This is a genomic window from Microcoleus sp. Pol8_D6 (assembly GCF_036700965.1).
In the GTDB taxonomy this organism is placed as follows: Bacteria; Cyanobacteriota; Cyanobacteriia; order Cyanobacteriales; family Microcoleaceae; genus Microcoleus.
Genome location: NZ_JAUBPW010000057.1, coordinates 1 through 13,009 on the forward strand (window position 1 = coordinate 1; position 13,009 = coordinate 13,009).

15 protein-coding genes are annotated in these 13,009 nt (G+C 45.3%); 7 read left to right on the top strand and 8 right to left on the bottom strand.

Annotated elements, in window-relative coordinates; all coding sequences use genetic code 11:
* Window positions 1-58: 58 nt before the first annotated feature.
* From QUA10_RS20835 to QUA10_RS20850, 4 genes are all read right to left on the bottom strand, one after another.
* Entirely contained in the window at window positions 59-532 is a 474-nt protein-coding gene (locus tag QUA10_RS20835) for a hypothetical protein (RefSeq protein WP_333084503.1), read from the bottom strand.
* Window positions 533-694: 162 nt separating this feature from the next.
* Window positions 695-1,471, bottom strand: a complete 777-nt coding sequence (locus tag QUA10_RS20840) for an NERD domain-containing protein (RefSeq protein ID WP_333084505.1) — start codon at window positions 1,469-1,471, stop codon at window positions 695-697.
* A 143-nt stretch (window positions 1,472-1,614) separates the two neighbouring features.
* Window positions 1,615-2,373: a phycobilisome rod-core linker polypeptide gene (locus tag QUA10_RS20845; protein ID WP_333084506.1), complete on the bottom strand. Its 759-nt coding sequence runs from the start codon at window positions 2,371-2,373 to the stop codon at window positions 1,615-1,617.
* Window positions 2,374-2,562: 189 nt separating this feature from the next.
* The gene (locus QUA10_RS20850) at window positions 2,563-3,159 is read right to left on the bottom strand and encodes a phycobiliprotein lyase (protein WP_333084507.1); all 597 of its coding nucleotides are present in this window, start codon (window positions 3,157-3,159) and stop codon (window positions 2,563-2,565) included.
* Window positions 3,160-3,387: 228 nt separating this feature from the next.
* Between QUA10_RS20850 and QUA10_RS20855 the strand changes: the two genes are divergently transcribed.
* Complete coding sequence (locus QUA10_RS20855; RefSeq protein WP_242716365.1) at window positions 3,388-3,558, top strand: NblA/ycf18 family protein; 171 nt, start codon at window positions 3,388-3,390, stop codon at window positions 3,556-3,558.
* A gap of 231 nt (window positions 3,559-3,789) precedes the next feature.
* Here QUA10_RS20855 and pstB read toward each other — a convergent pair whose 3' ends face one another.
* From pstB to pstS, 4 genes are all read right to left on the bottom strand, one after another.
* Window positions 3,790-4,590 (bottom strand): phosphate ABC transporter ATP-binding protein PstB, encoded by an 801-nt coding sequence (pstB, locus tag QUA10_RS20860; protein WP_333084508.1) that lies wholly within the window; start codon window positions 4,588-4,590, stop codon window positions 3,790-3,792.
* Between the two features lie 140 nt (window positions 4,591-4,730).
* Window positions 4,731-5,624 carry a phosphate ABC transporter permease PstA gene (gene pstA / locus QUA10_RS20865; RefSeq protein ID WP_333084509.1) on the bottom strand — a complete coding sequence of 298 codons (894 nt, stop codon included), beginning with the start codon at window positions 5,622-5,624 and terminating at the stop codon, window positions 4,731-4,733.
* Between the two features lie 34 nt (window positions 5,625-5,658).
* Window positions 5,659-6,615, bottom strand: coding sequence for a phosphate ABC transporter permease subunit PstC (gene pstC, locus QUA10_RS20870; RefSeq protein WP_333084510.1), 957 nt, complete (start codon window positions 6,613-6,615; stop codon window positions 5,659-5,661).
* A 345-nt stretch (window positions 6,616-6,960) separates the two neighbouring features.
* On the bottom strand, window positions 6,961-8,145 hold the full coding sequence (pstS, locus tag QUA10_RS20875; RefSeq protein WP_333084511.1) for a phosphate ABC transporter substrate-binding protein PstS: 1,185 nt from the start codon (window positions 8,143-8,145) through the stop codon (window positions 6,961-6,963).
* 459 nt (window positions 8,146-8,604) lie between these two features.
* Between pstS and QUA10_RS20880 the strand changes: the two genes are divergently transcribed.
* From QUA10_RS20880 to QUA10_RS20905, 6 genes are all read left to right on the top strand, one after another.
* Entirely contained in the window at window positions 8,605-9,183 is a 579-nt protein-coding gene (locus QUA10_RS20880; RefSeq protein ID WP_333084512.1) for a biotin transporter BioY, read from the top strand.
* Between the two features lie 215 nt (window positions 9,184-9,398).
* Window positions 9,399-9,914: a signal peptidase II gene (gene lspA / locus QUA10_RS20885; protein WP_333084513.1), complete on the top strand. Its 516-nt coding sequence runs from the start codon at window positions 9,399-9,401 to the stop codon at window positions 9,912-9,914.
* A gap of 351 nt (window positions 9,915-10,265) precedes the next feature.
* Window positions 10,266-11,906: a radical SAM protein gene (locus QUA10_RS20890; protein WP_333084514.1), complete on the top strand. Its 1,641-nt coding sequence runs from the start codon at window positions 10,266-10,268 to the stop codon at window positions 11,904-11,906.
* Window positions 11,907-12,136: 230 nt separating this feature from the next.
* Window positions 12,137-12,310, top strand: a complete 174-nt coding sequence (locus QUA10_RS20895; RefSeq protein WP_333086358.1) for a hypothetical protein — start codon at window positions 12,137-12,139, stop codon at window positions 12,308-12,310.
* Between the two features lie 7 nt (window positions 12,311-12,317).
* Window positions 12,318-12,659 carry a type II toxin-antitoxin system RelE/ParE family toxin gene (locus QUA10_RS20900; protein ID WP_333084517.1) on the top strand — a complete coding sequence of 114 codons (342 nt, stop codon included), beginning with the start codon at window positions 12,318-12,320 and terminating at the stop codon, window positions 12,657-12,659.
* Window positions 12,652-13,002 (top strand): transcriptional regulator, encoded by a 351-nt coding sequence (locus tag QUA10_RS20905; protein WP_333084519.1) that lies wholly within the window; start codon window positions 12,652-12,654, stop codon window positions 13,000-13,002. The genes QUA10_RS20900 and QUA10_RS20905 overlap by 8 nt, the downstream gene beginning before the upstream one ends.
* Window positions 13,003-13,009: the final 7 nt, after the last annotated feature.

Here is a 13,009-nt window from a genome sequence, read left to right on the forward strand (position 1 = left end):
AACGGGACAATTCGGCATAGTTCACAAAAAACTTATCAAGGCTACTATCTTACCATCATTACTTCTTGGCCACTACCGTTTCGAGAAATTGTCGCAGCCCATCTTGGGTAATCAAGTCCTCTCGCTCTTTCTCATCCAGTCCCAGGAAGGTTGTGACGTTCTCTCCTGCTTCTGTTAGTTTGAACTCGTCTAAGTTCCATCCCTCTTCTCGGTATTCTCCTTTGAGAATGGATGTAACTTCCAAGTTAAACAAAGGACAAAGATAAGATTTTCCCTTTTCTACATCTAAAACTTGCGGAAAGGATAAAACCCATACTGGTTCCTGTTGACCTTGTTGCCTTTGGTTAACTTTTTGTTGTAGCTCTTCAAAGATAGCTGGCTCAATTAATACACTATCGCCGACTAGCCTGCTCTCGCGCAGTTTGACCTTATCGTGATTGGCTACTTCAATCCTGGCGTTACTGTAATCATCCAAATCAATGTAGTCGAACCATGCGTTGAGAATTGCATCTACCTTGCCTGTATTGTCCAATATTTCCTCCAGAATATTATTGATAGCTTAACTATTTTTTATAGCACAAGTGTCACTTAGATGCTAGTGCAGGTCGGGGATGGTAGCAATCGGTGCAAATTTTTGATGTCCAACATATCGATGTAGTCGTTGCTCTCATTTGTCCCACTTTTATCTACTCCTCTAAGTGCGATCGAGTTCTTGCAACCCTGACACCAGAGTGCCCAGTTCCATGACGTAAGCACCCCTAATCTTCTTTTTGTTGCTAAAACTCACCTTGGCATCGCTAAATACAACTACTGGAGTGACCTTGGTTAACTTCTTAGCTTTTTTGATAGCCGTGACTTCTTTGGCAATCTGTGCCAGAAAATCTTTCTCAAAATCTCTCAATTTCCCGTCGTAAGATTGACGCTTGAGTACATCCCCCTCCAACAGAACTACGGTTGAGTGAGACTTCACATCAAGGATAAAATTGACTCCTTTAGGCGATCGCATCCACACATCGATATCGCCTACTTCCGGCAATCTTAAATTGTACTCAGCTATCCATCCAGATTGGATTAGGGACTCCAAAACTTGCTGAATCTTTTCTTCACCACAGGCCCCTTGGTCAAATCTCTGAGACGATTTCCAAAACGTTTTCCCGTCCTCAATGAACGGAAGGGCGATTAATGCCCCTATCAAAAGAGCCGCGACCAAAAATAAAGGAGCAAAAGGTGCTACCGCGTATACCAGCAGTGGCAACAACACTAGCCCTGTCGCGGCACCGTACCTGTATAAGGCTTTGGCACGAAGCTGTTTAGCATGGCGACGCAATGGTTTTCCAGCATCTTCGTTATATTGCGGCTGCATAAATGCACCTATGCACTTAGACTTGACAATGAGAAAAGGTCTAATTATTTTTCTTCCTTCTTCTCTCTTCCTTCTCCCTTCTTCCTTCTTCCTTCTTCCTAATGACAAAAAATTATGAGTCCCGAGTTTTGGATTCCAAGTTTAGTAAAAAACTCAAACCTCAAAACTCAAGACTCAAAACTCTCTCAGCCTAAAAGCCGATCGATTCAGTTGAGCGCCCGACACAAATAATCGCATCAGGGCAGCATCAATTACCGGCGACGGGGAACCATCGTCTCGATATTGATATTAGCCAGAGGCACGCGCTGTGGCGGACTAGCAGGCATGGGCATATTGCGCGCCATACCCAAATAGTTCGACGGATCGCCAGCCTTCGGTTGCTGCTCTTGAGGAACAAAACGGCGCACGCCAGTCTGCCAGATGATTTGCGGGAAGCCAAGCTGCGAACGGTGGTATTCGCTGTAGCGGGGCGTCTTCAAGTTGAAAGGAGTGTCCCCTCCAACTCGCTGAGGCAAAATTCGGCGCTGCTGGTAAGGTACGGTATCGTAGCCGAACTTATCCAGGTACTCTTCGCTATTGACCAACTCGTCAATAAAGCCTTGAGGCCCCTTATTGGCTACCACGATCGACCAAGCAATCTTTTCGCGCTCGCTGTACACATCCCGGCCCAAAATGCGCTGCACGCACATTTCCACAAACCGGTAATTGCTGTTAGTTTGATAATTCCGCTCCAAGAAAGGAGAAGAAGTCGCCAAACCGCGAATAAAGTCCCGCACAGTAATTTGGCCGAACTTGAGTTGCGACTCCAAAGACTTTTGGCGGTTGCTCTTGAGGATTTGGTGTTCGCTGTAAATCTGGCGATATCCAGCCCAAATCAAATTTTCCATGTCTCCAGACGAGAGCACATTTTCAGTTGTGAAAATTCTCGGCTGCTCGTCGCTCCCCACTTCAAAACCAGCAACGCGCTGGTTTTGGCTGTTGGGGGCGTAGCTTAATAAAGGAAGCGCCACGTTAAAATCTCCGTTATCTCAAATTTCAGAAATAGTTGACACCGTGAGCTGCCAGCAAAACGGATACAACTAACCAACATACAGATTAGGGGATTCCCGCAATCTAAATCTGATTTTCCTGAATTTTTGCAACAATCTGTAACATTTGTTGACTGTTGACTGTTGTCTGTATGTCTGTTGACTGCCAAATTACCAGCCCAGAGCCGAATAAAACTCGCTGGTGGCCACTTGATCTGCTGCTGCTTCTGATGTTGCATCCGAGTCTGGTTGCACCCGAATTTCGGTACAAAAAGTCGATGTGCTGAAACCGCCAAAGCGCTTTACGGTACTCGTCCGCATCCGCACGTTCGGATTAGCAAACCAGAAACGCTCGATCGAACTCATCGTCTCGTATTCCGTAATCAGCAGCAGCCCATCCTCGTCATCCATCTCAAAACGGCCAGCCACCGGCACAATTTCCGCATAGCCCCGTTCGCGCAACATCAAGCCCTGCCGGGGATTTTCAGGATCGGGGACGATCGCGAACACCGTAGACCCCTTGTGATTCTCATCATCCTTATCCCACGCCATCGAGCCGTGCCAAGTCACAAAAGCTCCCCCAGCAGCCCGGCTCGGATCGACTTCGTGCATCTTGCAAATCTCCGCCACTCGCGCGTCATCCGCGGCCAGGGCTGTTACCTGAATATTTGAATCCCCAATCTCCGCTTGGCGGAAAGCGAGGTGGTGAGTGCTGCGCTGAGAACGCCACTCCCCAGCACTGCTTTGAAAAAACTCCATTGCATCCATACAAACTATCTCCTTTGGCTTATGCTTCCCGCTCTTGACGCCTTTTTATGATAGAGCTCCCCCCACTTAGATGTACTTTTGCTACACAAATTAGTTTCAAAATGTGTACTTTGGACATATTGTCAAGTGAATGTTATGATAGTTTACAATGTAGGAGACACAACAAATCCTGCGAAACGTCATTCCGATCAATTTCGCATCAATCTCAGCAAACTGGAGGAGCGATTTATGGATATGCCTACAACCAGCCTCAGCATGGAACAGCAGTTCAAACTTCAAGTGCTGCGCGAAGAAGTCAAAAGGTTAAGCCAAGACCAAGCTCAAGAATACTTGCTTGAAGTTATGCGTCAAAACATGGTCAAAGAAAACCTGTTAAAGCATTGGATGAAGAATATGTGAACTCTTCGAGCATTTCTTCACAAAAATCAGTGGCTTGTATCTGCAAAAAGTACGATCGAGCTTTTAATCATAAAACCCAGAATCCCGCTTTCTTAGAGAAAGCGGGATTCTCAATTCAGGAAAGTTTTACCCAGTTTTTTTTGTCGCTACCAGACTCAGCAAATTAAATATTGTTAGTCTCTTAGACAGAAACTTCGTTTGTGTAGCGACAGGTTTCAACCTGTCGGGGACTCAACCAAAACGGCCGCTGACATAATCTAAAGTAGACTCTTCCTTCGGACTTTGGAAAATTACCTCAGTCTTATCACACTCCACAAGATAGCCAAACCGCTTCCCATCGTCAGAAAGTTTAGCATTGAAAAAAGCGGTCAGGTCAGAAACCCGAGAAGCCTGCTGCATATTGTGAGTAACGATCACGATCGTATACTTCTCCTTGAGTTCCCGCATCAACTCCTCAATCTTAATCGTAGAAATCGGGTCAAGAGAAGCGCAAGGTTCATCCATTAACACTACATCAGGATTAATCGCGATCGCCCTAGCAATACACAAACGCTGCTGCTGGCCACCCGAAAGAGAAAAACCGCTTTGCTTCAACTTATCCTTCACCTCATCCCACAAATAAGCTTGGCTGAGCGATTTTTCCACCAGCTCATCCATATCCCCCTTATAATTGTTCACCCTCGCACCGTAAGCAATATTGTCATAAATCGACTTCGGGAAAGGATTCGGCTTTTGAAACACCATCCCAATCTTGCGGCGCACCGCCACAGCATCAATATCAGGATCGTAAAGATTTTGACCGTGGTAATCAATTCTACCCTCTAAACGAAAACCGCTAACCAAATCGTTGAGGCGGTTAAAAGATCGCAGAATTGTACTTTTTCCGCACCCCGACGGCCCAATCAAGGCAGTAATGCGATTTTTAGGAATCTCCATTGAAACATTTTTAACCGCGTGAAAAGCGCCGTAAAAAATATTGATATTTTCTGTCCGTAAAACTGTTTCCGTTTGGTGGTCTAAATCCATCATCATACAGGTAACTATCCTCTCAAATTTTACAAATTAAGCCGAAAATATTATTGGTTATTGATTGTTAATTATTGGTTATTAGCCTTACCCAGCGACTAACTAATAACTACTAACTAATAACTAATAACTAATAAATAATGACTTCAATAAACTTTTTGGCGAGTAGCCCAGCGAGAAAGAATACTCGTCAGCAAAACCATAATCACCAAAATCAACGATGCCGCCCAAGCCAATTCTTTCTGTGCCTTAAAAGGAACCGTTGCAAAGTTGTACACCAAAACCGAAAGACTCGGAGTTGGCTTATCAAATCCTGCCGGCCAAAAAGGCGAATTGAGCGCCGTAAAAATCAAAGGAGCAGTTTCTCCAGCAGCGCGAGCAATTGCCAGTGTCACACCCGTTAAAATAGCCGGAATTGCCGCAGGCAAAACCACCTGCAACACCGTCTGATAATTAGAAGCACCCACACCAACCGACGCCCATCTAATATCTTGCGGGACGATTTGTAGAGCTTCGTCAGTAGTCCGCACAATCGTCGGCAACATCAGCACAGCCAACGCCGCCCCCCCTGCAATTGCCGAAAAACCTCCCATATTTACCACGAACAAACCGTAGGCAAATACCCCGGCAATAATCGAAGGAACGCCGCTGAGGACATTAGTAGCAAAGCGTACCCAGCGAGCTACTTGACCACTGCTGAATTCCGACAAATAAACGGCGGCCAATACACCAAAAGGAACAGCAATTAAAGAAGCAATCCCCACCGTCATCAATGTACCGAGAATTGCATTAGCAATACCCCCTCCCGATAGTCCGGGCGGCGGTGGCAGCTTGGTAAACAAGTCTAAATTCAGGCGATTGAAACCTTGTACGGTGACATAGGAAAGAACTGCAAATAAAGGCAGCAGAGTAATGGCCAGACTAGCTCCAGCGAGTACAGTCATCCCCAGACTAAACAGCGCTTGTGGGCTGTTTTTAACCTTCTTTAAACTGCTTGTTTTCGATTCCAAAGAATTCTCATCGGAGACGCTATTTGACATAAACTAAAACTATGTAGGAAATGGCGGCAAACTTCTAGTTGTACTTCGCTCTTACTTGAGAAACAATCCACTCTGCCAAAATATTAACAATCAGTGTCATAATAAACAGAATTAGCCCAGTGTACATCAGAGCTGATACTTGCAATCCAGAGGCTTCCGCAAACTGATTTGCCATCAGAGAAGCAATAGTATTTGCCGGAGCTAGCACAGAAAGACTTAACTGATTGGAATTGCCAATTAACAGAGTTGCAGCCATTGTTTCTCCCATGGCGCGACCGAGCCCGAGCATAATTCCGCCGACAATGCCGGAAAAAGCCGCCGGTACGAGCACTCTAAAAATTGTTGTCCAGCGAGTAGCTCCTAAACCTAGAGATGCTTGCCGCAAGTCGGGGGGGAGACTTGCCAAAGAGTCGCGGGAGATAGCAGTAATAATGGGCAAAGTCATGATTCCCAAAATTACTCCGGCTGGTAACATTCCCGGGCCGACTGGCGGGGTGCTAAAAATCGGCAGCCATCCGAAAGTACCGTTGAGAAACTTGCCGAGAGTGGTAATCAGGGGAATCAATACAGCAATTCCCCACAAACCGTAGACTACGCTGGGAATGGCGGCTAAAAGTTCTACTAAAAAAACTAAAGCTGTCCGCACTGGCAGTGGCAAAAAATCTTCACTTAAGAAGATGGCAGTCCCTACTCCTAATGGTACTGCAATTAGGAGCGCGATCGCCGAACTGACGATCGTCCCGTAAATCATCGGCAGCGCACCGTACTCTTCTTTAACCGGATTCCAGCTACTGCTAAATAGAAATCCCAAACCGTACTGTTGAATCGCAGGTAAAGCCCTGTAAGCAACGGTGAGCGCGATTAGCAGCAAAATTACACCAACTCCTATGCCCAAAATCCGCGTCAGCCAGATAAAGCCTTGGTCTAAGGATTTTTCTGCCCCAGAGCGCGATCGGCTCTCTGATTGAGCGCTGTGATTATCTGAAATCATAGAAAAAAAAACCAAATATATAGTAGCCGAAAATAGCCTGTTTCGGAAAAAGCTAGAAGGAAGCAGAAAGAAAGACCATAAATAAAATCAAAGAGGGGCGGGTTTATTAATACCCTAACTTTTCAACAAGTATTTCTGGTCAAACCCACCCCTACACAGATGCACCGATTGTTACATATAAGTGGGGCGGATTGATTAATCCCCTGACTTTTTAACAAATATTTCTGGTAAAACCCGCCCCACAGAAATATCTCTCTTCGTTCTTGCTGATTTTTACCCGCACGCGCAATGCCCAAGGGCTTTTGTTCCCTCTGACAACGGACAACAGTCAACAGTCAACAGTTACTATTTTGCAACCTCAATCTTGTAGTCTGGGCTGATGCCGTCAGCGGCCGCGGCTACTTTTTCTTTAACGCTTTGCGGCAGAGGAACGTAGCCCAATTCGGAACTAACTTTTTGACCTTCATTCAAGCCGTATTCAACCATTGCCTCGATGGTTTTGGCTTTGTTGGGGTCAGTAACTGTTTTGGGGACGAGCATCCAAGTGTAGGTGACAATTGGATAGGATTGAGCGCCTTCGGGGTCTTCGATAAATGCTCGCAGGTTTTCCGGCATCGGCACAGTTGCTAAAGCTTGAGAAGCTGATTCGTCGGTAGGTGCGACAAAGCTGCCTGCTTTGTTTTCCAAAGATGCAAATTTGACATTGTTGTTTTTGGCATAGCCGTATTCTATGTAGCCGATGCTGCCTACGGTTTGCAGAATTTGGGCTGTGACGCCTTCGTTGCCTTTTGCGCCTACGCCTACGGGCCACTGTACTGTTTTGCCGTCGCCTACTGCACTTTTCCAGTCGGGGCTGATGGCACTCAGGTGTTTGGTGAAGACGGCGGTTGTACCGCTACCGTCGGAACGGTGGACGATGGTGATGGCTTGGTCTGGCAATTTAGCGCCCGGGTTGGCCGCTGCAATTTTGGGATCGTTCCAGTTGGTAATTTTACCGGCGAAGATATCTGCGTAAACATCCCGTGGCAGTTTCAGTGGTTCGGCTAAGTCTGGCAGGTTGTAGCCGATGACGATGCTGCCGGCTGTCATGGGCAGCAAGATCACGCCTTTGTCTGCTGGAACTTTGGCGATTTCGTCGTCTTTCATGCCGGTGTCGCTGGCCCCAAAGTCTACTGTGCCTTTGGTAAATTGTTCGACTCCGGCGCCGCTGCCTACTGATTGATAGTTAATTTGTACTTTGGGGTTGATTTTGTTGAAGTCTTGAAACCAACGCTGGTACAGAGGGGCGGGGAATGAGGCGCCGGCTGCGGTGATGGCTACGTCTGAGGCTAGGGCGAGTTTGGTGTTTTCCGCTGTGCCGGTGGCTGCAACGGGCGATGCGCCGGGGGATGCTGCGGTGTCGCCGGGGCTGGGGCTGCTGCTTGTGGTTGTGCTGCCACCGCCGCAAGCTGCTACACTGAGGGCGATCGCCATAGCGGAAATTGCAGTAGTCAGACGGTTTGAATTAATCAAGTTGAGACGAAAAAGCATAGGTATAAAAAATCTGCGATCGTTATAGGGGTGTCCCGCATCAGCATAGCGCGCAAAAGTAAAGGTTAGGTTAAGAATCTTTACACTTGATCGCAATTTAATATTAATTAATATTATGAATGTTATTTATGAGCTTGACAAGTCTGAATATATAAGATATATGGCAGAGAAATAGCTACGGAAACAAGTAGTCGATCGCCCGATCCTGAAAAATTCCCCATTAAATTATCACAAGATCGAGGCTTGAGAGCCAGAAAACCATACAATGGTGGTTATTTTGAGAGTAGTGCTAGTATTAAGAATTTAAAAGCTGCGGGCATGGAAGCTTGCATCTGACAAATACATTCTGACGAATGCTGTTTGATGATATAGCAACCGCCCGGACGGTTAGGACGTTCTTAAGTGCACAAAAATAAACGGTCGATTGCAACTTCGGTCTTCCTTCTTTCTTCTGCTATAATGCCTGCTCCTATTGAATTAATCTGGGCTGTTATTGGTTTGCTCCTGACGATAGGAGGCACTTTTTTGCCTGCATCTGTCACAATTCCGATCGGGTTGTGGGACGATCGAGGACTTCAGGCGTACTCTTTAGGTGTTACCTATCAAATAGGAGCCGTATTGCTAGTAGGCTGCATGGGGGGGAAAAATGCTGCGGCTCTCTCGCAAATTGCCTATTTGGCATTAGGATTAACTTTGTGGCCAGTTTTTTCTCAAGGCGGTGGCCTCGGCTATCTCAAAGAAGCGAGTTTTGGGTATTTGCTGGGTTTTGTGCCTGGTGCTTGGGTGTGCGGCTGGGTGGCTTTTAAGGTGGCTTCGCGGCTAGAATCTATGGCTTTTAGCTGTTTGTGTGGTTTGTTCACCGTTCACGCGATCGGCTTAATTTATCTAATTTTTACTTACTGGCTACCTCCGGCAAAAACAACACCTTTATTCGATGAGATTCTTAAATATTCGATTTATCCCCTGCCGGGACAATTGGCGGTAGTTTGTGCGATCGCAGTGCTGTCATTTACTTTACGCCGCTTGATGTTTTATTAATTAATTGGGGAATTGGGAATTGGGAATTGGGAATTGGTAATCGGTAATCGGGGATTGGTAGTTGTGTCAAATAAGGTTATACTATCATTGCCCAACGGGAGAGTCATCTCGCTGCGGCTGGGATTGCTTTGCTGCACTGCATTCTGCTGACAATAACCAGCGAAATTTGAGTAAATTATCCCATGCCCGATGCCCCATTTTCTATTGCTTAATCCATGCGTTTTAAAAGAAATCCCTTGTTCTGGATTGCTGCTGCTATCAGTTTAGTTTTAGACCACCTAACTAAGTTTTGGGTGGTACAAAATTTTGACTTGACGGTTCCTCCGCAGACACAGCCGCTGTTACCCGGAGTGTTTCACTTCACTTATGTTGTTAATACCGGTGCGGCTTTTAGTCTGTTCAGCAATGGCGGGGCGATTTGGTTGCGCTGGCTGTCTTTGGGCGTTAGTGTGGGATTGATAGTGCTGGCTTGGTTCGGGCCGCGAATTAACCGCTGGGAACAAGCTGGCTACGGTTTGATTTTGGGTGGAGCACTGGGGAACGGGATCGATAGATTTGTTTCGGGCCATGTTGTAGATTTTATCGATTTTCGGCTGATTCGGTTCCCGGTGTTTAATCTAGCTGATGTGTTTATTAATGCTGGAATTATCTGTTTGCTGATTGCAACTTTTCACAGTGCACCGCCTACTCCGACTACTCCGAGAACTCAGGACGATCGCAATTCTATTTAAGAGTAACTTTTAAGAAGTCAATCAATTTTAGATTTTAGATTTTAGATTAACCCATTCATGGGCTGTACCGTTCTCAGGTTTATCGAGTGCGGAGCTTTTTTTGCTTATCCACTAACAAAGCTAGGGGCCTCACCACCAATTGCTTTCGGTCATTTGTCCGTTGTCTGTTGTCAGAAGGTATAGGTATCAACTTAAAGTTAGAGTCATTTATGAGCTATAATTAGATTTTTTAGTGCTAAGGCTAAACTTGCCCGCGATCACAAGCAATTTGGTCACAAACTCCCGGATTTATCGGTGGGATAAATTCCCAAATCTAAAATCTAAAATCTAAAATCTAAAATCTAAAATCGGATGACTCCTAATCCCTTTGCTCAAGAACGCTTACTATTTGCCCCAGCAACCCCCGATGCTGATGCTATCCCGACTATTTTCGCTTTTCCCAACGAGTACACGGTGGGTATTACCAGTCTCGGCTATCAGATAGTGTGGGCAACTTTGGCTGTGCGATCGGATATTGAAGTGGGTCGTTTATTTACTGATATCCGCGAACAACTTCCCCGACATCCAGAATTACTGGGATTTTCGCTTTCTTGGGAACTAGACTATGTAAATATTCTCAATTTATTGGAATCTCTAGAAATTCCGATTTGGGCGTCAAAACGAACTGATAATCATCCGATCGTCTTCGGCGGTGGCCCTGTTTTTACTGCTAATCCCGAACCTTTTGCCGATTTCTTTGATGTGATTTTGCTCGGAGATGGTGAACATCTCATTGACAATTTTATTGATGCTTATAAAGAAGTCCGTAAAGCAGATAGACAAACTAAATTGCGGCATTTAGCCCAAGTTCCGGGAGTTTACGTCCCCAGTTTGTACGAAGTAACTTATCTGGATGTGGCTGAGGGTATTAAATCGATTCAGCCTGTCGATTCGGGAATTCCCAGTATGGTGGAAAAACAGACTTATCGCGGCAATACTTTATCTGCTTCCACTGTGGTGACAGAAAAAGCGGCTTGGGAAAATATTTACATGGTGGAAGTGGTTCGGAGTTGTCCGGAAATGTGCCGTTTTTGTTTGGCAAGTTATCTGACTTTGCCTTTTAGAACTGCGAGTTTGGAGGGTTCGCTAATTCCGGCGATCGATCGCGGTTTAGCTGTGACTAATCGTTTGGGTTTGTTGGGTGCTTCGGTGACTCAGCACCCGGAATTTGAAGCGTTGCTGGATCATTTGAATCATCCGAAATACGACGGCGTGCGGCTGAGTCTTTCTTCGGTAAGGACGAATACGGTGACAGTTAAGCTAGCAGAAATATTGACCCACAGAGACAGCAAATCTGTGACAATTGCGGTGGAAAGCGGGAGCGATCGCCTACGCAAAATCGTTAACAAAAAACTCACAAATGACGAAATTATTCAAGCTGCTATCAATGCTAAGGCTGGCGGCTTAAAGGGAATTAAACTTTACGGGATGGCGGGAATTCCCGGCGAAGAGATGGAGGATTTAGAGGAGACGGTGGAGATGATGCGGGCGATTAGAAAAGCCGCTCCCGGTTTGCGGTTGACTCTGGGATGCAGCACTTTTGTCCCGAAATCTCACACTCCTTTTCAGTGGTTTGGAGTGAATAAAGATGCAGAGAAGAGGCTGAAGTTTTTAGATAAAGAATTGCGGAAGTTAGGTTTAGAATTTAGACCTGAAAGCTATAACTGGTCGGTAATTCAGGGTTTGTTGTCAAAGGGCGATCGGCGGTTGTCTCGGCTGTTGGAATTAGTGCGGCATTACGGCGATACTTTGGGCAGTTATCGGCGGGCATTTAAGGAGTTGCGGGGACAGTTGCCTGAGATGGATTTTTATGTTTTTCAAGAGTGGGAATTGGATCAGGTTTTGCCTTGGAGTCATTTAAAAGGGCCGCTACCGGAGGCGACTTTGAAGAAGCATTTGGCTGAGGCGATGAGTCATACAAAAGGATGTGAAAATTCACTAATTCCGGTTTAGTAAAAAGGAGAACTGGAAAAATAACGACTGGTTTAAAAACTCCTAGTAGCTACTATATTGAGAGCATCACAACTTTTCCACTGTGTCCAATTACTTGCGAAGCTGAGTTAATCGCTACCAAAAATCGGATTGATTCTATTGTGAGTCGGAGCAATCTCACGCAGGACGCTCGGCATTACTTAAACGTGTTGGGTACTATTGTTTATGATTACGAATAAAAACATGAGCCAATGCCAGTCTTGAAAGGTATCGCACTACTGAAAGCATTGATGGTTGAGGACAATATTCAAGAAAAAGATTTGGTTGATATTTTTGAATCCGAATCTTGGGTATCTAAGGTGATGATGTGGCATTTCTTGAGTATAATTAATTGCCAGGATACTGGGATGAGTGACACACTATAATATAATTATGTCCGAAGTCCAACCGAGAGAAATTCAGCGTTATACTACGCCAGACAACAGAGTGCCTTTCGAGGAATGGTTTAATGTTCTCCGAGATGGCAAAGCTAAAGCTAGAATTAGGTTGAGATTAGACAGAGTTAAACTCGGCAATCTGGGAGATTATCGATTTGTTGGAGAAGGAGTCTATGAATTAAAAATAGATTATGGCCCTGGATACCGAATCTATTTCGGACAAGTCGGCACAACTATTATCCTGCTTTTAATAGGCGGGGATAAAAGCACTCAAGACCGAGACATACAGCAAGCTATCAAATACTGGACTGATTACAGGAGTGAAGATAATGCCTAAAAGTTTACCTTACCATCCATTTCTAATAGAATCTCTCAAAAAGCCAATAGATTCTGCTATGTATGTAGAGGCTTTTTTTGAAGAAGAAAACCCGGAGGCAGAACTGCTAAAAATGGTACTTAGCAATGTAGCAGAAGCTCTTGGCAAACAGCAGATGTCTCCAGAACAATATGAAGTGCAATTAAAAAAACTGGATGAATTGCTGTCGCAGCAAGGAAGTGATGCGATTTATAATCTGGGAACTTGGCTGAATGCTTTGGGATTGAAACTAACGGTTGCTGTTTGTACTGATACAGAGGATAATACTGCAAATGCTGAAACGCGATCGGAAATAACTGTTTAACTTAATC

Bases quoted from the DNA above. Each gene is read 5' to 3' on its own strand.
- QUA10_RS20850 (WP_333084507.1), bottom strand. From the start codon at position 3,159: ATGGATGCAATGGAGTTTTTTCAAAGCAGTGCTGGGGAGTGGCGTTCT.
- QUA10_RS20855 (WP_242716365.1), top strand. From the start codon at position 3,388: ATGGATATGCCTACAACCAGCCTCAGCATGGAACAGCAGTTCAAACTT.
- pstB (WP_333084508.1), bottom strand. From the start codon at position 4,590: ATGATGATGGATTTAGACCACCAAACGGAAACAGTTTTACGGACAGAA.
- pstA (WP_333084509.1), bottom strand. From the start codon at position 5,624: ATGTCAAATAGCGTCTCCGATGAGAATTCTTTGGAATCGAAAACAAGC.
- pstC (WP_333084510.1), bottom strand. From the start codon at position 6,615: ATGATTTCAGATAATCACAGCGCTCAATCAGAGAGCCGATCGCGCTCT.
- pstS (WP_333084511.1), bottom strand. From the start codon at position 8,145: ATGCTTTTTCGTCTCAACTTGATTAATTCAAACCGTCTGACTACTGCA.
- QUA10_RS20880 (WP_333084512.1), top strand. From the start codon at position 8,605: ATGCCTGCTCCTATTGAATTAATCTGGGCTGTTATTGGTTTGCTCCTG.
- lspA (WP_333084513.1), top strand. From the start codon at position 9,399: ATGCGTTTTAAAAGAAATCCCTTGTTCTGGATTGCTGCTGCTATCAGT.
- QUA10_RS20890 (WP_333084514.1), top strand. From the start codon at position 10,266: ATGACTCCTAATCCCTTTGCTCAAGAACGCTTACTATTTGCCCCAGCA.
- QUA10_RS20895 (WP_333086358.1), top strand. From the start codon at position 12,137: ATGCCAGTCTTGAAAGGTATCGCACTACTGAAAGCATTGATGGTTGAG.
- QUA10_RS20900 (WP_333084517.1), top strand. From the start codon at position 12,318: ATGTCCGAAGTCCAACCGAGAGAAATTCAGCGTTATACTACGCCAGAC.
- QUA10_RS20905 (WP_333084519.1), top strand. From the start codon at position 12,652: ATGCCTAAAAGTTTACCTTACCATCCATTTCTAATAGAATCTCTCAAA.